At 32.7% G+C, this 20,665-nt stretch carries 21 protein-coding genes; 11 read left to right on the forward strand and 10 right to left on the reverse strand.

Going from position 1 to position 20,665, the window contains the following annotated elements:
• Nucleotides 1-148 precede the first annotated feature (148 nt).
• Genes scfB through GKG01_RS02485 form a run of 5 tightly spaced genes read left to right on the forward strand, consistent with a single transcriptional unit; the run spans nucleotide 149 to nucleotide 4,691 of the window.
• A complete protein-coding gene (gene scfB, locus GKG01_RS02465; protein WP_154253773.1) occupies nucleotides 149-1,507 on the forward strand; it encodes a thioether cross-link-forming SCIFF peptide maturase in 1,359 nt (452 codons plus the stop codon).
• Nucleotides 1,500-2,744 carry an aminotransferase class V-fold PLP-dependent enzyme gene (locus tag GKG01_RS02470; RefSeq protein ID WP_154253775.1) on the forward strand — a complete coding sequence of 415 codons (1,245 nt, stop codon included), beginning with the start codon at nucleotides 1,500-1,502 and terminating at the stop codon, nucleotides 2,742-2,744. Before scfB ends, GKG01_RS02470 begins: the two co-directional genes overlap by 8 nt.
• Before the next feature lie 60 nt (nucleotides 2,745-2,804).
• Nucleotides 2,805-3,161: a GntR family transcriptional regulator gene (locus tag GKG01_RS02475; protein ID WP_154253777.1), complete on the forward strand. Its 357-nt coding sequence runs from the start codon at nucleotides 2,805-2,807 to the stop codon at nucleotides 3,159-3,161.
• On the forward strand, nucleotides 3,158-3,862 hold the full coding sequence (locus GKG01_RS02480) for an ABC transporter ATP-binding protein (RefSeq protein ID WP_154253779.1): 705 nt from the start codon (nucleotides 3,158-3,160) through the stop codon (nucleotides 3,860-3,862). Before GKG01_RS02475 ends, GKG01_RS02480 begins: the two co-directional genes overlap by 4 nt.
• Complete coding sequence (locus GKG01_RS02485) at nucleotides 3,855-4,691, forward strand: antibiotic ABC transporter permease (RefSeq protein ID WP_094206141.1); 837 nt, start codon at nucleotides 3,855-3,857, stop codon at nucleotides 4,689-4,691. The genes GKG01_RS02480 and GKG01_RS02485 overlap by 8 nt, the downstream gene beginning before the upstream one ends.
• A 30-nt stretch (nucleotides 4,692-4,721) precedes the next feature.
• Here the strand turns inward: GKG01_RS02485 and GKG01_RS02490 are convergent, their stop codons facing one another.
• From GKG01_RS02490 to pfkB, 5 genes are all read right to left on the reverse strand, one after another.
• A complete protein-coding gene (locus GKG01_RS02490; RefSeq protein WP_154253781.1) occupies nucleotides 4,722-5,273 on the reverse strand; it encodes a chromate transporter in 552 nt (183 codons plus the stop codon).
• Nucleotides 5,260-5,823, reverse strand: a complete 564-nt coding sequence (locus GKG01_RS02495) for a chromate transporter (RefSeq protein ID WP_012290953.1) — start codon at nucleotides 5,821-5,823, stop codon at nucleotides 5,260-5,262. The genes GKG01_RS02490 and GKG01_RS02495 overlap by 14 nt, the downstream gene beginning before the upstream one ends.
• A 91-nt stretch (nucleotides 5,824-5,914) precedes the next feature.
• Nucleotides 5,915-6,781, reverse strand: coding sequence for a class II fructose-1,6-bisphosphate aldolase (gene fba, locus GKG01_RS02500; RefSeq protein WP_002835224.1), 867 nt, complete (start codon nucleotides 6,779-6,781; stop codon nucleotides 5,915-5,917).
• A gap of 52 nt (nucleotides 6,782-6,833) precedes the next feature.
• Nucleotides 6,834-8,705 (reverse strand): fructose-specific PTS transporter subunit EIIC, encoded by a 1,872-nt coding sequence (locus GKG01_RS02505; RefSeq protein WP_154271283.1) that lies wholly within the window; start codon nucleotides 8,703-8,705, stop codon nucleotides 6,834-6,836.
• On the reverse strand, nucleotides 8,695-9,618 hold the full coding sequence (pfkB, locus tag GKG01_RS02510; RefSeq protein WP_154271285.1) for a 1-phosphofructokinase: 924 nt from the start codon (nucleotides 9,616-9,618) through the stop codon (nucleotides 8,695-8,697). Before pfkB ends, GKG01_RS02505 begins: the two co-directional genes overlap by 11 nt.
• A gap of 70 nt (nucleotides 9,619-9,688) precedes the next feature.
• Here pfkB and GKG01_RS02515 point away from each other — a divergent pair, with 70 nt between their 5' ends.
• Both GKG01_RS02515 and GKG01_RS02520 read left to right on the forward strand, forming a co-directional pair.
• The gene (locus GKG01_RS02515; RefSeq protein WP_154271286.1) at nucleotides 9,689-10,327 is read left to right on the forward strand and encodes a nucleoside triphosphate pyrophosphatase; all 639 of its coding nucleotides are present in this window, start codon (nucleotides 9,689-9,691) and stop codon (nucleotides 10,325-10,327) included.
• An 11-nt stretch (nucleotides 10,328-10,338) separates the two neighbouring features.
• The gene (locus tag GKG01_RS02520) at nucleotides 10,339-10,776 is read left to right on the forward strand and encodes a DUF523 domain-containing protein (RefSeq protein WP_110058567.1); all 438 of its coding nucleotides are present in this window, start codon (nucleotides 10,339-10,341) and stop codon (nucleotides 10,774-10,776) included.
• Nucleotides 10,777-10,989: 213 nt separating this feature from the next.
• On the opposite strand, the gene GKG01_RS02525 is transcribed toward GKG01_RS02520, so the two are convergent.
• From GKG01_RS02525 to GKG01_RS02545, 5 genes are all read right to left on the reverse strand, one after another.
• On the reverse strand, nucleotides 10,990-12,015 hold the full coding sequence (locus GKG01_RS02525; RefSeq protein WP_154271288.1) for a YeiH family protein: 1,026 nt from the start codon (nucleotides 12,013-12,015) through the stop codon (nucleotides 10,990-10,992).
• 104 nt (nucleotides 12,016-12,119) lie between these two features.
• Nucleotides 12,120-13,661 (reverse strand): ABC transporter ATP-binding protein/permease, encoded by a 1,542-nt coding sequence (locus GKG01_RS02530; RefSeq protein ID WP_154271290.1) that lies wholly within the window; start codon nucleotides 13,659-13,661, stop codon nucleotides 12,120-12,122.
• Nucleotides 13,662-13,716: 55 nt separating this feature from the next.
• Entirely contained in the window at nucleotides 13,717-14,571 is an 855-nt protein-coding gene (gene lipA / locus GKG01_RS02535) for a lipoyl synthase (protein ID WP_094204063.1), read from the reverse strand.
• Entirely contained in the window at nucleotides 14,564-15,526 is a 963-nt protein-coding gene (locus GKG01_RS02540; RefSeq protein ID WP_154271292.1) for a lipoate--protein ligase, read from the reverse strand. The genes lipA and GKG01_RS02540 overlap by 8 nt, the downstream gene beginning before the upstream one ends.
• Before the next feature lie 9 nt (nucleotides 15,527-15,535).
• Nucleotides 15,536-15,955 carry a PPC domain-containing DNA-binding protein gene (locus tag GKG01_RS02545; protein WP_002835234.1) on the reverse strand — a complete coding sequence of 140 codons (420 nt, stop codon included), beginning with the start codon at nucleotides 15,953-15,955 and terminating at the stop codon, nucleotides 15,536-15,538.
• Nucleotides 15,956-16,100: 145 nt separating this feature from the next.
• On the opposite strand from GKG01_RS02545, the gene GKG01_RS02550 reads away from it, so the two are divergent.
• The 4 genes from GKG01_RS02550 (at nucleotide 16,101) to rlmD (ending at nucleotide 20,496) form a co-directional block, all read left to right on the forward strand.
• Nucleotides 16,101-16,571, forward strand: a complete 471-nt coding sequence (locus GKG01_RS02550) for an acyl-CoA thioesterase (protein ID WP_094207516.1) — start codon at nucleotides 16,101-16,103, stop codon at nucleotides 16,569-16,571.
• Nucleotides 16,568-18,814 carry an ATP-dependent DNA helicase gene (locus GKG01_RS02555; protein ID WP_154271294.1) on the forward strand — a complete coding sequence of 749 codons (2,247 nt, stop codon included), beginning with the start codon at nucleotides 16,568-16,570 and terminating at the stop codon, nucleotides 18,812-18,814. The genes GKG01_RS02550 and GKG01_RS02555 overlap by 4 nt, the downstream gene beginning before the upstream one ends.
• 78 nt (nucleotides 18,815-18,892) lie before the next feature.
• Nucleotides 18,893-19,153, forward strand: coding sequence for a hypothetical protein (locus GKG01_RS02560; protein ID WP_002835237.1), 261 nt, complete (start codon nucleotides 18,893-18,895; stop codon nucleotides 19,151-19,153).
• Nucleotides 19,153-20,496 (forward strand): 23S rRNA (uracil(1939)-C(5))-methyltransferase RlmD, encoded by a 1,344-nt coding sequence (gene rlmD / locus GKG01_RS02565; RefSeq protein WP_154271296.1) that lies wholly within the window; start codon nucleotides 19,153-19,155, stop codon nucleotides 20,494-20,496. Before GKG01_RS02560 ends, rlmD begins: the two co-directional genes overlap by 1 nt.
• Nucleotides 20,497-20,665 lie beyond the last annotated feature (169 nt).

The raw sequence follows: 20,665 nt of genomic DNA on the forward strand, positions 1-20,665 counted from the left end.
CTTGTTTACATAATGATTGAAGACTTTTAAGTAAACAATCAGATATGCGATTATTAAATTAATGCCACTCTTTTGAGTGGTTTTCGTTTTTTATTGACTTAATTCATAATTTTCTATAAAATAGTACGGTAGCTGAAAGGAGAATTATATGATACATAAATACAAAATGAATGGCCACAACATTGTTTTAGATGTAAACGGTGGAAGTGTCCATGTTTTTGACGACATAAGTTACGATGTACTTGATTATTACAAAGATTTAAGTGCAGATGAAATAGTAGAAAAATTAGCTCAATATCCTGAAGAATCTGTCAGAGATTCTATCAAGGAAATTGCAGAATTGGAAAAAGCGAATATGCTTTTTTCATCGGATGATTATCTTCACATTGAAGATTTCAAAAAGAGAGAACCTGTGTTAAAGGCAATGTGTCTTCACGTTGTTCACGATTGTAACTTGAAGTGCGAATATTGTTTTGCTTCACAAGGTGATTTCGGTGGACACAAAGCTTATATGACTGAAGAAGTCGGCAAGAAAGCTTTGAAATATTTGGTTGACAATAGCGGTTCAAGAAAATTCTTGGAAGTGGATTTCTTCGGTGGAGAACCTCTGATGGATTTCGAACTTGTAAAGAAATTAGTAAAATATGGCAATGAAATAGCCGATGAAAAAGGTAAGAAATTCAGATTTACGATAACTACTAACGGCGTTTTGTTGGACGATGACAAGATTGATTTTATCAACGAAAATATGCACAACGTAGTTCTTAGTCTTGATGGTAGAAAATCTGTCAACGATAATATGAGAAAAACTTTGAACGATAAGGGCTCTTATGATTTAATCGTTCCTAAATTCCAAAAGCTTATTAAAGGAAGAAAAGGAAAATATTATTACGTAAGAGGAACTTTCACTAAGAAAAACTTGGATTTCTCAGAAGATGTAAAACATTTCAAAGATTTGGGATTTGAATTGTCAAGTATCGAACCTGTTGTAGACAGCGATTATGACGATTACGCTATTACTAAGGAAGATTTGGACACTGTTTTGAATGAATACGAAAAATTGGCAGTGGATTATGCAAAGGATCAAGTTAATGGTTCTAACTTTAAGTTCTTCCATTTTATGGTTGATTTGACTCAAGGTCCATGTGTAATAAAAAGAATGCAAGGTTGTGGAGCTGGATGCGAATACATTGCAGTAACTCCAGAAGGAGATATTTATCCTTGTCATCAATTTGTCGGCAACGAAAAATTCAAAATGGGAAATATTTTAGATGAAAATCTAACTTTACCAGAAGATTTGCGTGAAGAATTCTTGAATTGTCACGTATTTACAAAAGAAGATTGCAAAAATTGTTGGTGCAAATTCTACTGTTCTGGTGGTTGCCATGCAAATGCGTACAATTTTAATAACGATATTTACAAGCCATACGAATTGGGTTGCGCAATGCAAAAGAAACGTACTGAATGTGCAATTATGGTAGAAGTGGAGAAAATGTTGAATGCGTAATTTGTATGAAAATCTGAGAAAAAGAAAAGAAAAAGTAAGCTTTCACATGCCTGGTCATAAGGGCAAGATGCTGGAAGGCATGAGCGATTTTCTTGAAAATATTTTGAAGATTGATGTAACTGAATTATCTGATACAGATGATTTGTACCATGCAAATAATATTATAGCTGAGGGCAGGAATAATCTTGCCCTTTTTTCACATGCAAAAAAATCAATGTATCTTGTCAATGGTTCAACCTCTGGAATAGTCGCAAGTATAATGAGCGTATTAGATGAAAACGACAAAATTTTGGTAGAGAAAAATTGCCACAAATCCGTAATCAACGGCGTACGACTTGCTCGCGGAGAATCTGTGGAGATTGACTGTGATGGAGTGTGTGAACAAGAAGTTTTGATAGAAAATTTGAAAAAAGATTCATCTATCAAAGCAGTTCTTATAACACGCCCCAATTATTATGGGATTTATCAGCCTATCGAAAAACTTGTAACTTACTGTCACGAAAATAATATCAAGATTATTGTTGACGAAGCACACGGAACGCATTTTGCATTGGAATGTTTTGACAAAAATGCAATGCAACTAGGTTGTGATATTTCTATTAATTCGTATCACAAAACGATGCCTGCATTCACACAAACTGCTGCGATTAATTTCAACTCGGAAGATAGATTGATAGATAAAACTATGAGTAATCTACAAATGATTATGACATCTTCCCCATCATATATTTTCATGACATCTGTGGAATATGCCGTCAATTATTGTACTAAAAATGAGAGCAAATACGCTGAATTAAAAGAAATAATAGATTGGTTTTATAGTGAGATTGAAGGCTTAGATTTCATAAGAAAAACTCCTATTCAAAAAAATTGCAAGAGAGATTTTACAAGAATTGTCCTTGAATGCGACAATCCAAGTGATGTGAATGAGCATTTGATAAAAAACGGAATTTATATTGAAATGATAGACTACAAAAATCTCGTATTGATTTCAACGATTGCCGATGATAAAAAAGATTTTGAAATTTTGCTGGAAGCTCTTCGTTCATATGAAAAATCAGACTCTACGAAAATTTATAAAACATACGATTATTTACTGAACAAAAAGATTACCAATGATATCGTGATTTATCCACCGGGAAAGATTTTCGCTAAGAAAAATTCCACAATTAATCAAGAACAAATCGATGAGCTGAATGATTTATCATCAAAGGGCGTAAATATTTTATTAAAATAGCTTGACTTTTTTATTGTAACGGTGTATTATTGTTATAGAACAGATGAGAAAGGAGATAATATGCAATTTGATGATAATAAGCCTATCTACATTCAAATCGTAGATTATTTTAAATACAAAATAATTAGGCAAGAATTAAAGTCTTCTGATAAAATTCCTTCTGTCAGAGAAACTGCGAAAGAATTAAATGTAAATCCTAACACAGTTCAACGTGCTTATGCAGAGTTGGAAAGCTGTGGAATTACTATGAGTAAACGAGGACTTGGTTCATTTGTCGATGTCGACGAAGATAAATTAAAAGCTTTGAAAAATGATATGGCAGAACAATTGATAGATGATTTCTTAAACGAAATGTATCAAATGAATATGCCAAAAGAAAAACTAATGGAACTTATAGATGAAAGGTGGAAAAAATGAGCGTACTCGAAATAAAAAATTTGTCGAAAAAATACGGCAACAAACAAGCACTTAAAGATGTATCATTTACAGCCGAAAAAGGAGAAGTCATCGGACTTCTAGGTCCAAATGGTTCTGGCAAGACAACTTTAATCAAAATTTTAGCTGGAATAATAAAAAAATACGAAGGCGAAGTTAAAATCGATTCACAAAATGTTAATTACAAGACAAAAGAATTCGTAAGTTATTTGCCGGATCGTTTTTTCCTAGATCCTAACCTTACAATCGCTCAAACACAAGCATTGTTCGAAGATTTTTATTCCGATTTTGACGGAGAAAAATTCACAAGTTTTATTGAACAAATGAGTTTGGACAAGAAAATGAAAGTCAGCAATCTATCAAAAGGTATGACCGAAAAATTGAACTTGGCACTTGTGTTATCACGTCACGCTAAGCTTTTCATAATTGATGAGCCAATCGCAGGAGTTGACCCTGTAGCTCGTGAACAAATTTTGGATGCAATCATTGATAACATCGACCCTGATTCTACTCTCGTCATTACTACTCACTTGGTTAGAGATATCGAAAGAATTTTCGACAGAGTAATCATGCTCAACAAAGGTTCTGTGGAATTAAATGATAGCGTAGAAAATTTGAGATCAACTTACAACAAAGGCATTGAAGATGTGTACAAACAAATTTTTGGAGGTCACCATGCTTAAACTTTTAAAACACGATTTAAAAAACAACTTGAAATTATGCTTGATATCATTATTTGTCGGATTGTTGGGAAACAGCTTGTTATATGCATTATTTAAAAATTCAATAATCGCAAATACTCAAACGATGGGATTTATCGAAATGCTTTTCTTGATTTTATGTATCCTTGCAGTTTTTGGAAGTTTCTTGGCATTGACTGTACAAATAGTTATGGTGTTCAGACGCGATTACTATTCCGACAGAGGCTATTTGATGTTCACACTTCCTGTTAAAAGCAACGACATTTTAATGAGTAAACTATTATTCGCTCTTATTTGGACAGTAATATTTGCAATAGCATTTTCTTTAATAAACTTCTTGGGAATGTATTTTGTTGGTGAATCGAAATTCTTAGAAATGATTAAATTGGCATTTAATAATCCGTACTTTACGATTTCTCCATTTACATTCATCATTTTGACTGTAAACTTTATTATAAGTACATTTATAGGATATATTGTAATGTATTTCTCAATAGTTGCTACAAAATCATTGTTTCCATCAAACAAAACTGGTTACTCATGGATTATAATTATGATTGTGATTAACGTGGTTATATCCCTAATCGACCAAGAAATATTCGCAAGATTCCCTTATCTAATCTCATATGTAGGTGAAGGAATCGTAGATGCTAGCGAATTAATAACGCTAAAAAATTCAGATACAATTACAATGAACACATTCACAAAAATAATGGGAATACCAATTACAAGCACTATTATTTGGATATTGACAGGTCTTGGCTTATACCAAGCGTCAATAAAAATGATGGACAACTCAATAGATATTTAAACGACAAAAAGCCTCATAGTGAGGCTTTTTTTAGATTACAAATTGATATATAAGTCCTATCGTTGCACACACGCCGATTATCTTAATAATAGAAACTTTTTTATAATACATTACAAATCCTACAAAAAATGAAATTACGGCGACAATGTTTATGTTTGTCGTATTAAATGTGCCATTAAACACTGCCGATTCGAACAAATCGATAAATGCAATGAATATCAGTGCTGCAACTGCAGGTTTGATCCCTTTTAGTATATAATCCAAAAACTTTAATTCTTTTCCCGAAAAAATTAGCTTAGATAACGGAAGTAGAATAATTAACGCCGGAAACACCAATCCAGTAGTTGCTACAACAGCTCCCAGCACGGAATATATTTTCATTCCAACAAATGTCGCAGAATTTATCGCTATTGGTCCTGGCGTCATTTGCGAAATCGTAAGTACGTCTGTCAATTCTCTAAGACTGATCCATTGATTTTCATTTACTACAAAATTTGTGATAAGTGGAAGTGTTGCATATCCTCCACCAAAAGCAAATAATCCAACTTTAAAAAACACCCAGAATAATTTAATCAAAATCATATTTGCCACCTACAATCTTTGAATACATTACCCCGATACAAGCGCAAGCAAGTAAAATTATCGCAACATTTATGTTAAATACAAATCCCATTACAAATGCTAAGATCATTATTCCAATTCCAAGTGCTCTGTCTTTTTTCAAATTTGATTTTGCCAAATCCACAACAGTTAAAAGTAATATCGCACTGATTGCTCCACTCATACTAATAAGCATCATGTTGATAAATGGATTGTCGTGAATTTTGTTGTAAATTAAACTTACAATCGAAATAATAACCAAACATGGAAGAGTCGCTGCAAGTACACTTGCAATTGCCCCTTTTGTTTTATTAATCCTGTATCCTAATAAAATCGACGTGTTAATAGCCATCGCTCCTGGACAACTTTGTGCCAAGGCGATTATTTTCATCATTTCGTCGTCGTCAATTATTTTTTTGTTCTTAACAAACTCATCTCTAATTATAGGAACTATTGTATATCCTCCACCAAACGTCACGGCATTAATTTTCAAAAGAGTTTTAAATAAATCAATGTTTTTCAAATTTATCACCTAGGTAATATTATCCTATACAATAAAAATTTTTTCAAATCAAAAAGCCGAATCTAAATTAATAGATTCAGCTTGAATTCTGATTTTTAAATTAGTTTGCTTTGTCGATTGATCCAAAAATTTCCATTTTTTCTTTAACTTTTGCTTTGATTGCTTCGTAGCCTGGTTTCAAAACTTTTCTTGGGTCAAATCCTTTCTTTTCTTTGTCTTTATTTTCTTCGAAATATTTTCTAGTTTCTTCTGTAAATACGATTTGACATTCAGTGTTTACATTTATTTTGGATACTCCAAGGCTGATTGCTTCTTTTATCATATCAGTTGGAATTCCTGTTCCACCATGAAGAACTAGGGGCATTTCTCCGATTTCTCCTTTGATTTCTCCAAGAGCATTGAAGTCTAATCCCTTCCAGTTTTCAGGATAAACACCATGGATATTACCAATTCCTGCTGCCAAGAAATCTATTCCTAATTCAGAAATTCTCTTGCATTCGTTTTTGTCGGCGATTTCTCCTTGACCGATTACTCCGTCTTCTTCGCCACCGATAGCTCCAACTTCTGCTTCAACGCTGATTCCTTTTGAGTGAGCAAGTTCAACTATTTCTTTTGTTTTTTCTATATTTTCATCAATTGGATATTTAGAACCATCAAACATTACTGACGTAAATCCTGCTTCGATACATTTTTTTGCTCCTTCGAATGATCCGTGGTCTAAGTGGATTGCTACAGGAACTGTTATGTTTAATTCTTCAATCATTCCTTTAACCATTCCTACAACTGTTTTGTATCCGCCCATATATTTTCCAGCGCCTTCGCTAACTCCCAAAATAACTGGTGAGTTGTTTTCTTGTGCTGTTTCCAAAATAGCTTTAGTCCATTCCAAGTTGTTGATGTTGAAATGACCTACTGCGTATTTTCCTTTTAATGCATCTTTTAACATTTTGTCTGCTGCTACTAACATAATTTCCTCCTTGAAAATTTGAAAATTTGTAAATTACAATATTATTATAACATTATTCTGCTTTTTGTTTCCACAATCCATAAATGATTGCTGAAACCAATGATCCCACTGCTACAGATAATACGAAGAACAACGCCTTGTCTACAGATTCCATAGCTGGTAAAATGAATATTCCTCCGTGTGGTGCTGGAGATTTTACTTCAAATGCTTGTGTAAGTCCACCTGCAATTGCACTACCTATTACAGATGACACAATTACTCTCAATGGATCTTTTGCTGCAAAAGGAATCGCTCCTTCTGTGATAAATGATGCACCCAAAATATAGTTAGTGACTGCTGATTTCTTTTCTTTTTCGTCAAATTTATTTTTAAATAAACTAGATGCTATAGCTATTGCAAGTGGCGCAACCATTCCTCCAGCCATTGTAGCTGCCATAAAAGCACCATTACCAGTATCTGTGAATACTCCTATTGAGAAAGTGTAACTTGCTTTGTTAACAGGACCACCCATGTCCACACTCATCATCGCTCCGAGCAAAGCTCCAAGTAAAATTGAGTTTGTAGTTCCCATATTTGCCAAAAATCCATTGATTGCTTTGTTAATTGTAGTAAACACTGGAGATATTACGAAAATCATACCCAAAGATGTTAATAGCAACCCAAATACCGGGAAGATTAACATTGGTTTAGTACCTTCAAGTGATTTTGGAAGATTTCTAGTAATTTTCTTCAAAAATAAAATAACATAACCTGCTAAGAAACCACCTAACAGTCCTCCCAAAAATCCTGCGCCTTGTCCTGCAATGAAACCTGCAACCATACCAGGCATTAACGCCGGTCTATCTCCAATACTCATAGCAATGTATCCTGCCAAAATTGGAATCAAAAATCCAAACGCAGCTTTTCCACCTACGGAGAATAAATTGTAAATTGGTGAAGTATCAGAGAAAAATCTTTCAACCAAGAATGACAACGCCAATAAAATTCCACCACCAACTACAAATGGTAACATATGACTAACGCCATTCATAATATCTTGGTATAATTTTGATTTCCAATTTGTCGTTTCTTCTTCAACTTCTTTTGACTCCGATTCATCTGCATGATAAATCTTCGCTTTGCCCTCTACTATTTTTTCAATCAAATCTTTTGGATTTCTAATCGCATCGGAAACAGGACATTCAATTACATTCTTGCCATTAAAACGTGCAGTTTCTACTTTTCTATCCGCAGCTATAATAATTCCCGTAGATTTTTCGATATCATCAGCTGTTAATTTGTTCTTAACACCATCAGATCCGTTTGTTTCTACCTTGATGTCAACTCCCATTTTAGATGCTTGTTCCTTCAAAGCTTCTTCTGCCATATAAGTGTGTGCAATTCCCGTTGGACATGCAGTTACAGCTAAGACGAATGGCTTTTCTGTATAAATCGAACTAGTTTCTACTGGTGCTACTTTCGGCTCGGATTCTTCTGCGTAATCATCAATGGTTTTGTAAACTTCTTCTGGAGATTCTGCTGCTTTTAATCTATCGATAAATCCTTCTTTTAATAAAAGCTTGGACAGTTTCGCCAAAGTTTCAATGTGCATTTGGTTTTGTCCTTCAGTTGCTGCAATCATGAAAAATATATAAGTATCTTCTCCATCTAACGCTTCATAATTCACGCCAGTTGTACTTCTAGCAAATACAATCGCAGGTTTATTCACTGCAGATGTTTTCGCATGAGGCATAGCAACTCCTTCTCCAAGACCTGTCGAAGATTCCAACTCTCTTTTCATAATTTCAGATCTAAATTTTAGTACATCATTAATAACATTGTTTTCGTACAATTTTTCAATCATCTCATCTATAACATCTTTTTTTGTTGTAGATTTAAGATTCATAATCATTAGATCTTTTGAAAGCAAATCTTTAATTTCCATTATTTTCCCCCATATTTATTATTTTTAATTTGCCAAATATTTCATTTATTTGATCCTTTTCTCCCATATCATATGAGAAAACAGTCGCAGTCGCACTAGCCACAGCCATTTTGAACATATCTTCTTCACTCATTTCATTCATATAAGCGTAGATAAATCCTGCAACCATACTATCTCCAGCGCCAACACTGTTGATAACTTCTCCTTTTACAATTGGAATGTAAAATGAATTATTTGCACTCACAAAAATCGCACCATCACTTCCCAAAGAACATATCACATGCTCTGCTTTTGGAATCATGGTCGATTTTATATACGAAATTATTTCTTCTTTTGAATTAAACTTGTCTCCGTAAATTTCTTCTAATTCTGCTTGGTTGGGTTTTAGCAGCAAAGGATTATAATCCAAGCTTTTCAATAACACATCACCAGTTGTATCCAATGTGAATCTAGTATTCGGAGATAATTTTTTTATCATCTCAACATAAATATCCTTGTCCATATTCGCTGCCACAGATCCAGAAAAAGATACTATTCCACCATCAATTCTAGAAAGTTTTTCGTAGAAGTCTTCTAATTCTTCTTGAGAAATATCTGGCCCTGGTGCGTTAACTTCTGTTTCAGAATCCATTTTTAATTTTACATTAATTCTGTTGTTTCCATTAATTTTTGTAAAATCGTGGAGAATTTCCATCTCATCTAATAATTTTTCGATGTAATCCCCTGTAAATCCTCCCAAAAATCCAATATTTTGGGTTCCTACATCCAAATTATGTAGCAATTTGCTAACCATAATTCCTTTTCCACCAGCGTAAAGTTCAGTAACTTTCGCTCTATTAGTTTCTCCATTTCGAAAATCATCCAATCGCATTATATAATCAATCGAAGGATTTAATGTCACTGTATATATCATATAATCACCATACTATATATACCCATTTGACACATTAATAAAAAGATAAGACAATATATTTGGTGATAAAATGAAATACGTAAAAAATGTTACAAAAATTGGGAAATTAGACGAATTTACTCATGTAATTTTGGTTAGCAAATCTCCAAGAAGAAACGAGTTATTGAAAAATATTTGTGAATTTGAAAGCACATCTACAGATATTGATGAGAGAAAAATAGAAAAACTAGCTTATGAAAAATACAAAGACCGTGAAACTATAGAAAAACTTGCACTTGTTTGCTGTGAAATATCCAAAGCAAAAATTCTTCCATTAAAATTAAAAGAAGACACGCTCTACATTTCTTCTGACACAATCGTAATTAATGACGGTAAAATTTTGAACAAGCCACAAGATTATGACGAGGCATTGGATATGCTAACATCCTATCTCGGAAAAGTTCACAAAGTTGTGACATCTGTTTGTTTGAAATCAAAAAATTACGAAGAAATATTCTACACTTACAGTAACGTAAAATTTTCAGAAAAAACAGATAAAAATATCCATTTAATCAAAAAATACATCGACGAAGGCACCGTTTACGACAAAGCTGGTGCTTACGGAATTCAAGATTTAAATCCAGTTCTTATAGAATACATCGAAGGTGATTTGAACACTATAATTGGCCTTCCTGTCAGTGAAATTAATAAAAGAATTAGCGATAAATAAAGGAGAAAAATATGCAAAATGTTTTAATTAGCGCTTGTTTATTGGGAGTTGATTGCAAATATAATGGTTCCAATAACAAATTAGACGATGAAATTATTCATTCACTCAAAGACAAATACAATTTAATTCCAGTGTGCCCAGAAATTATGGGAGGATTACCAACGCCAAGAAATCCTGTTGAGATTAAGGATGGAAAAGTTTTTGATTATGATGGAGAAGAATTCACAGAAGAATTTGAAAAAGGAAGCGACGAAGTGGTGAAATTAGCGAAATTATACAACCCTACAATCGCCATTTTAAAAGAAAATTCTCCATCTTGTGGATCCAATTATATTTACGATGGAACTTTCAATAACAAAAAAATTAAGGGAATGGGAATTACTGCACGAAAACTTTCAGAAGAATATGTGAGATTATTCAACGAAGAAAATGTTAAAATATTACTGTAAAATATAAAAATATTACTATTTGTTTGATTTTTTTAATTTGATAACCATTTTTAGTTGACAAATTGAAAAACCGTAGTATAATGATAATAGATATCAATTTATATCAAACAAACCCCTTGTAAGATAAAATTGTACTTAAGAATCACGGCTCCCCCTAAAGCCGTGATTTTTTTTCATGAAAAAAGCTACGCAAAATTTTTGCGTAGCTTTATGCTATATTAGTCCAAGTGCAAATTGCATTGCTATTGAAACTATAGCGATTCCTATCCAGCAACAAAATCCAAGTAGGATTGGTTTGCCACCTGTTTTTATTAATTTTACAATATCTGTTTTAAATCCAATTGCAGCCATTGCCATTACAATGAAAAATTTAGACAATTCTTTTAATGGATTAAAAACTTTCGCATCTACTCCCATTTTCAAAGCAACTGTAGTTATAATACTTGCAAGAACGAAATACAAAATAAACATAGGAAATATTTTTTTAAGTTCAACTTTTTCTGATTGTTCTTGTTTTTTAGTTCTCAAATACGACAATACCAATGTGATTGGAATAATCGCTAATGTTCTAGTTAATTTTACAGTAACAGCTTTGTCCAATGTTTGTGTTCCCAAATTGTACAATCCATCCCAAGTTGCGGCTGCCGCTGTTACTGATGATGTATCATTTACAGCAGTTCCTGCAAATATTCCGAACGCTTCTCCAGAATGAGTGGAAAATCCAATCACGCTTCCCAACAACGGGAAAATCAAAGCCGCAATTACATTGAAGAAAAATATTACAGAAATTGCCTGTGCAACATCTTCATCATCAGCTTCTATTACTGGAGCAATTGCTGCAATTGCAGATCCACCGCAAATTGATGATCCAACTCCCACTAATATCGCAATGTTTTTAGCAATATTCATTTTCTTTGAAAGTACATAAGAAATAATTAAAGATGTGGAAATAGTTAGTATAATTATTGGCAATGATTGTTTTCCAGTTTCCATTACAACCGCCAAATTCATTCCAAATCCAAGTAAAATTACAGCATATTGCAATATTTTTTTCGATGCAAATTTCATTCCGACTTCAAATTGTGATTTGTCTTTAATAATATATCCCATTACAATTCCAGCCAAAATCGCTAGAACTGCACCACCAATTACAGGGAATTTCTTCCCTAAGAAGTGACAAGGAATAGCTATTAAAAGACACAGTAATAATCCTTTATAATTTTTATTTAACCAATTCATAATTCCTCCAAAAATTTAATTACTAATATATTTTAACTCAAAAAATATTAATGTAAAGTTTCACAAAAAAACACCACGATAAATTATTTACCGTGATGTTTGAATTATTCTTGAACTAACAAATAGTCACTGTCGATATTTTTCACATGCAACACTTCGTCAAATTTTTCTTTGATAAATGGATGAACGTTCTTAGCACAATAAATTGAGCCGTTGAATCTCAAAATAAAATCTTCCAACAAAATATTGCCAGTATTTTCGTCCAAATTCTCAAACAAATTAACTACCATGTTGAATTCAGAATCTTGATTGATTATTCTCTTGTATCTGATCAAATTCTTGTCCCTGTCACTGTATTCAGAATATCTTTGTTTTGAAGTCAATTCTTCATCGAATATTTTTAGCAACGGCGGAATTTTCTTATCAGCAAAAGAATTAAACAATGTGACATTGTTTCTGAAATCAGTGTCGAAGATGTAACTTTCATCGTAAGTTACAAGCATATTAGAAGACAAATCAAACTCCTCTAAAGGTTCGTTGTTTACCAAAATCATTCCGCTTTGTGGAGACAACGTCTGAATAAATGATTTTGCTAGTAAGTTTACAACTTCATCATTATCGCAAATAATTAAGTATTTTTTGTCAGTATAAAATGTGTAGTTGATTTTAACTTTAACATTTGAAGAATACAATTTTACATCTCTGAACTCAATGTCTTTTATATGGTCTACAATTTTATCTGATTTTTTTTGATTTCCAAAAACTTCTTCCATTTCAAAAACTTTTTCTTCAGATTGCACAATCATGGATCTTTCTTTTACAATTTTTTTAATCATGTGATACAACAACATAATTGAACTTATAAGAATTATAACTTCACCAGTGTTGATGTTTGGTGATTTAATAATGTAAATTAAACTAATTATAAAATACACTCCGATAAATAATAATTTTAGGTTGTATTTTGTGAGTTCTTCCTTGTCAAGTTCAATAACTTTTTCTGATATGTCTTCAATTAATTTACTGTGAACAACTTCAAGTGCTTTGTTAGCCTTTGAGTTGATTACTTTCTTGGAGTTGAGCATATCATCAAGAAAATACACGTATCTTTTTCTCAAATTCGATGTATTTGTTTTCTTTTCTAAAATTGATTTGTCGATTCTCACATTAATTAAACTGAAAATCAACACTCCCACAGTTATAATTGACACTGGAATGAAAGACACGCTGTATCCTACTGTAACAAAAACTACAGCCAATAAAATTGCGTCAGATATCAACTCCAATGTCGGAATAACGTAATATTCCTTTAAGTAAAGCGATGTAGATGTTATGTCGTTCGAAAAAGTTTTTTCTTTTTGTTGTATTTCGTAAAAGTTTTGTGAGATTACGTTGTGAAACAAATCTTGTTTAAATCCTTCTACAAACAAAAGTCCCATGTTGTAAATCGTTCTGTCCTTGAGATAATTTATTCCTGCGAACAAAATCAACGACGCACTAATTACAATCAGTGTGAATGTCTTGTTCTGAACTTCAAATAATCTTTTAGTAAATACAATCGCCACCGCTAAAAAACACGACAACAAAATTGTCAGTAAAATTTGCATTAGCAAATTGATTTTCTCTCTAAAAATGTACTTATTCATATATTCCCTCATATAATACAAAATAGAGCTTGCGCCCTATTTTGCATTACTCATTTTATTTTTCTTCTAATGATTTAAATACATTACCAGCATTGTAGGAACTTCTTACGAATGGACCGCTTTCTACGTGTTTGATTCCTATTGATTCTCCGTATTTTTTGTATTCTTCGAATTCTTCCGGAGTAACATATCTGTCCAACTCTGCATGTTCTAATGTTGGCATCAAATATTGTCCAATTGTAACTATATCCACCTTCAATTCGTTTAACTTGTCTAACATTTGATGAACTTCTTCATTTGTTTCTCCAAGTCCAACCATAAATCCAGATTTAGTTACAAGTCCTTTTTCTTTTGCATATCTTAAAACTTCAAAAGAATTGTCCAAGTTACCTTGAGGTCTCATTTCTTTGAAGATAGAACGAACTGTTTCAACGTTGTGATTTAATACATCTGGTCTTTCATCAAAAACAATATCCAATAATTCATGCTTTGCGTGCATATCAGGAATCAAAACTTCTACTAATGTTCCTTCATTGTATTTTCTAATTTCCTTGATAACATTTTTGAATTGAGTTGCACCTTCGTCTTTTAAGTCATCTCTGTCAACTGAAGTAATAACAGCGTATTTCAACCCTAATTTTTGCACAACTTTTGCAACATTTTCAGGTTCCTTTTCATCAACAGCTCTTCCTCTTCCAGTAGTTACGTTGCAATATCTACAGTTTCTAGTACAAATATCTCCTAAAATCATAAATGTAGCTGTACGTGATTCGTAGCATTTCATTCTGTTAGGACAATTTGCTTCCTTACAAACTGTGTTCAATTCAAAACCATCTACTAAACTTTCTACTTCGTGAAGGTTTTGGCTACCTTCTATCTTTACTCTCATCCATTTTGGTTTTCTAATCAAATATATCACCTAAAAACACTTTCTCATCCATTCCAACAATGTATTCACCGATATTTACATCGTGTAAAACATTGTGGAAACCATCTATTGTCATAGCCTTCCCAACAAACATATCGCAAAATTCTGAAATATCTTTGTTCGAAAAGAAATCTCCTTCTATTTTGAAACTATCAATCAAATTATCCTTGATATTATAGCTGTATTCCACAACTCCAAACTTATGCTTTCTTTGATAATTTGCGGTAGTTTCTCCTTTTGAGTAAATAAATTCTTCATTTTTAAATAAATCGATGTATTTATTCACTTCTTCTTTTTCAGAATCGTTAAGCACGTATTCTTCTAAGTTATTATCTTCAATGATTCCGTTTTTAATTTTATTGAAAAACTCATCGTATTCCATATCAATCATATCATTAATAGTTGTAATTCTGGATTCTACAGATTTAATTGCTTTTCCTTCGAATTTTATTTTTTGAGGAGTAAGTGAATGCATCATCTTTTCGACACCAATATCGAAAAGAATTGTACCATGATGAACAACCATGCTGTTTTTCATATATTGTGCATTGCCACTTATTTTCTTTCCATCAATCAAAATATCATTTCTACCGCTGAATTCTGGATTAAGTCCCATTTTTTTCATTTGATTGATTATCATATTAGCGAAATGTTTGAAGTCATTTGCGTAGTTTTGACTTTCAATGAAAGTGTATTGCATATTTTTTTCATCAGTATATATGCAGCCACCGCCAGATAACCTACGAACTAGATTAATTCCATTTTCTTCAGTGTATTTCAAGTTAACTTCTCTGTAAATATTTTGATTCTTACCTAGTAAGATTGAATCCTTATTTCTCCACAAAATAAACACTGGAATGTTATGCTTTGCGAAAAAATATTCCACTGCAAAATTATAATATGGATCTACGCTGTCATTATTAAAATAATATTTCATTTATCTCCTTTAAATATCGTATAAATTTAAACCTGTTTCAGAATCTTTGAATCTATCAACTTTTTCGTCTATTTTATTAATTATGATTTCACAAGTTGCTGATATGATAGCCTCGTTCAAATGTCCGCCGTGAACATTCAAATTCTCATCTGCAAATGTAATATGCATGTGCAAATAAGGTTTGTCATTCATAGTAGAGATATTTCCAAGGATGCTCGTGATTTCCATTTCACCTGTGAAATTTTTCTTAGTGTATTCTTGTTTTTCGACACTATATAATCCCACAGTTATATTATCACTGGCACCAATACCAGAAATAGAACCATTTTTTAGTTGAAGTTTTTCAACTAATTCGAATAATTTTTCTACAACGTCTTCGCCCTTTTCAATTCGGACTAAAACATTATCATAATATTCTCTATATTTCAAATCATTAACCTCCTGTAAAGTTCATACAATCTAATTATACATTTAATTTCTTTTTGTTTCAATTTTAAAATCTTGCGATTGATTTCATTTTTCCGAAAACAAAATTTTATACTATAATAGAAGTAAGAATTAAAAGGTGGAAAAAATGAAAACAAAACAAGATACAAAAACAATTGTAAAATTCAGAGCAAATGGAGATATGGGAAATTTTTACGGACTTCTCCACGGAGGAGAATTGTTCAAAATGATGGACACAATCGCAGGTGTGTGCACGAGAAGATTTTGTTCTAATAAAACATTGACAAAAGCTGTAAATAATTTGACATTTAATGCTCCAACAAAATTAGGTGAAATCATAAAAATCACAGCAATCATAGATTACGTTGGCAAAACAAGCATGGAATGTTTCGTTCGTGCAAAAGTCGAGGGAACAGATATCATAAAAGCTTCGGGATATTTCACAATGGTAAGTGTGAATGAATACGGCGAATCGGATATTGTAAATGAAACAATAGAATATGTAACAGATGAGGATAAAATGTATCGCGATTTGGCGATTGAAAGAAGGAAAATTTACAAGGAAGTAAATTTGCTTCAACAAAATTATAAGCTATGAAAAAAGAAATCAAACTTTCTGTCAGAGATTTGGTTGAATACACTGAACGAAGTGGCGACATTGACGATAGATTCAGAAATGTGTTCGACAGGGCAAAAGAAGGACAGAAAATCCACAAAATGATTCAAAAAGAATACGATATTGGATTTCTGCCAGAAGTTACTCTCAAAAACACTACCCTCTATAAATCGGTAAATTACATCGTGGAAGGTAGAGCTGACGGAATAGGAATTAAAAATGGTAAAACTTTAATAGATGAAATAAAATCGACTACGCGTGATTTGGAAGAATTGGAATACAATTCCAACAAATATCACTGGGCACAAGTAAAATGCTACGGGTATTTTTACGCATTGGACAACGACTTGGAAGATATTGATTTGCAACTAACTTATTATCAAACTGATACCAAGAAAATAAAATTTATCAGGCAAAATTTTACTTTTGAAGAATTAAAAGAATTTTATTTTTCATTGTTAGAAAAATACTCCGTTTTCACAGAATTAATCACACAACACATAAAGAATCGTGACGAATCCATTCAGAATTTGTCATTTCCATATCCTGCATTTAGAGCTGGTCAGAAGTATTTGAGCCAAAACGTGTATTCTGCAACCAAACAGGGTGTAGATTTGATGGTGGAAGCTGCAACAGGAATCGGCAAGACCATCTCCACGCTTTTTCCTTCAATTAAAGCTATGGGAGAAGATTTGACGGACAAGATTTTTTATTTGACTGCAAAATCTACGCTTAAAAAAGCTTGTAACGACCAGTTGTATTTAATGAAACAAAAAGGTTTGATAATAAAATCAGTCGAGATAATCGCAAAAAACAAAGTCTGCATCAATAATGAAGTCAAATGCAATCCAAATGATTGTGAATTTGCAAAAGGTCACTACGACAGGGTAAACAAATGCATTCTCGATATGCTTGAAAACGAAGATATTATAGTGGAAGAAATCATCAAAAAATATGCATTCAAATACAAAGTTTGTCCATTGGAGTTGGAGCTGGATTTGTCGAATTTCTGTGACATTGTGATTTGTGATTACAATTACGTTTTTGATCCGGTAGTTTATCTAAAAAGATTTTTCGAAGTTCCTTATTTGAGAATGTCGCTATTGGTTGATGAGGCTCATAACTTGGTGAGTCGAGGACGTGATATGTATTCGTATTCATTGAGTTTCAACCAACTTATGGACTGTTGTGATGAACTTTTAGATGATAAAAAAGAACTCAAAATCAAACGCAACTTGAAGAAACTCGCAAAACAAATCAAAGATGAAGCATTCGGAAAACCAGTAAACACTTACAAGGATTTGTCAGTAGATTTGATTGATTATTGTGTGCGTTGCAAAGAATCCATGACGAAATTCTTGGTCGAAGAAAAGGACAAGCCATACTACGACAAAGTATTGGATGTGTATTTTGAAATCAATAAATTTTTGAAAATTTCTGATTTTTACGACGATTCTTTCGTTACTTTAATAAAAACAGAAAACGATGATGTTATTTACAACATCATGTGCTTGAACACTCACAATATTTTTAAAAATCTTTTGAAAAAGTGTAAATCAAACGTATTTTTCTCAGCTACTTTGTCTCCTATGACCTACTTCGCAGATGTATTGGGCTTGGAAAAATTCTACAACATAAGATTGGAATCTCCTTTCCCAAAAGAGAATTTGAAAGTAAATCACATCAACATTTCAACTAGATTTAAAGACCGTGAAGATACGAAATACAAAATCGCAGAAATTCTTCGAAAAATTAACGAAAAGCCTGGAAACAAACTCATATTCTTTCCTTCTTATTCGTACTTGGAATCTGTGTATGAGATTTGTGGCTTCGATATTTTAACACAAGAACGAACGCTAACTGATATGGAAAGGTTGGAATTTTTGTCCCAATTTACAACTAGTTCAAACATAATGGCGTTTTGTGTTTTAGGTGGAGTGTTCAGCGAAGGCGTGGATTTGAGTGGCGACAGATTGAATACTGTTGGTATAATTTCTGTAGGTCTTCCTGGAATTAGCATAGAAAATGATTTGATCAAAAAATATTTCGACGAAAATGGAAAAAACGGATTCGATTACGCTTATGTGTATCCAGGAATGAACAAGGTACACCAAGCTGGTGGAAGATTGATTAGAACAGACACCGATACTGGAGAATTATTTTTGATTGACGATAGGTTTGACTCCTATCCTTACAAATCACTTCTTCCGAATAGCTGGAAATAATTTTTCTGAGAAAATTACAACACAATATGGTAAAATTAACTTAATCCCAATGGGAAATTTAAAAATGAAGGTGAAATTATGTCAGAACAAATAGAATTTAGATTTGATACACAATTATTAATAGCAGGAGAAAACTTATCAAGCGATACAATTAGTGAATATATTACAGAACATTTCAAGGGCGATTGCCTTTTGGTTGTAGGTGGCGATGATTTGATTAAAATTCATTTCCATACTAATGAACCTTGGCAAGTATTGGAATACGGACAATCAATCGGAGATATTCACGATATCGTCGTAGAAAATATGCAAAGACAAGCAGACGGTCTACAAGGATAATGAAAAAAATTTTAGAGGCAAAAGTAGAATACAATGTATTTCCCAACAAGGGAATTTGCAAAATAGACGATAATTTGTATTCTATAAAGAACACAATTCAAGGACAGACAATCTCTTTTCAACGAAAAAGAAAGAAAAAGGGATTTATTGAGGGAAAACTAGTTGAAAAACTAGAAAACTCCCCTCTTGAAACTATTGAAGGTTGTCCTGTAAATGAAAGATGTGGCGGTTGTATTTATCAAAAACTAGAGTACGATGTGGAATGCGATTTGAAGAAAAAAACACTCACAGAATTGTACAAAGATATTTACGATGAGGATATTACTTTTCATCCATCTCCTATTTTACAAGGCTACAGAAACAAAATGGAATACACTTTTGGAGATAGTGTCAAAGGTGGTCCACTTGTTTTGGGACTTCACACTAAAAACAAATTCTACGAAATAACAGACACCGTAGATTGCAATATCATTGATGAAGGCTTCAACAAAATCAGACAAGCTGTTCAAGAATATTTTCGTGACAAAAATTACGAATTTTTCAAAAAAATAAAACATACTGGACTTTTGAGACACTTCATAATCAGAAAAAGTTTCAGTGATGATGAGTACATGATTAATTTGGTAACGACAAGTGATGAGTTTGATGTGAATGATTTCGTTGAATTTGCAAAGCAAATCGACAACAGAATTGTGTCTATTTATCACACAATTAACGATAATATTTCAGATGCGGTAATTGTCGACAAATTAGAATTGTTGTACGGCAAAGAATATTTGACAGAAAAAATAAACGGCTTGGAATTTAGAATATCTCCATTTTCCTTTTTCCAACCAAATCCCGCACAAGCAGAACAAATTTACAACAGAGCCTTGGAATTAGCTGGAGATTTGTCAGGAAAAAACGTCTACGATTTGTATTGTGGAACAGGAACCATCGCACAAATTTTCGCAAAAAAAGCTGAAAGCGTGATTGGAGTCGAAATAGTAGAAGAAGCAGTCGAAAAAGCACAAGAAAACGCAGAACTAAATGGATTGACTAACACAAAGTTCATCTGCGATGATTGCTTGAATTTTATGGAAAAAGTTGAGAAAAAAGACGTAGTAGTCCTAGACCCACCAAGAGATGGAATTCATCCAAAAGCAATCGATCGATTAATTGCCATCAATCCGGATAAATTCATCTACATTTCTTGCAATCCCATAACACAAAGAATGGATTTGGACAAATTTATCGAAAAAGGGTATAAAATTAAGTCATTGGAATTCTTCGATCAGTTTCCAAGGACTTACCACTGCGAAGCTGTTGTGTTGATGTCAAGAGTGAAGGAAAATAGTCGCTAAAGCCCGATAATACTGCGGTTTTCGGGCAATTGAGCAAATTTGCTATCTGACAGGGCGAACACTTATCGGTAACTTACCCAAAGGCAAATATGGTCAAAAAGTATGAGATTTGAATTGCCGAGTTAGATGTCGGGGAAGTTGTGGCTGTGAGATAGATGTCAGGGCTTAA

It is taken from the genome of Finegoldia sp. BIOML-A4 (assembly GCF_009679635.1).
In the GTDB taxonomy this organism is placed as follows: domain Bacteria; phylum Bacillota; class Clostridia; order Tissierellales; family Peptoniphilaceae; genus Finegoldia; species Finegoldia magna.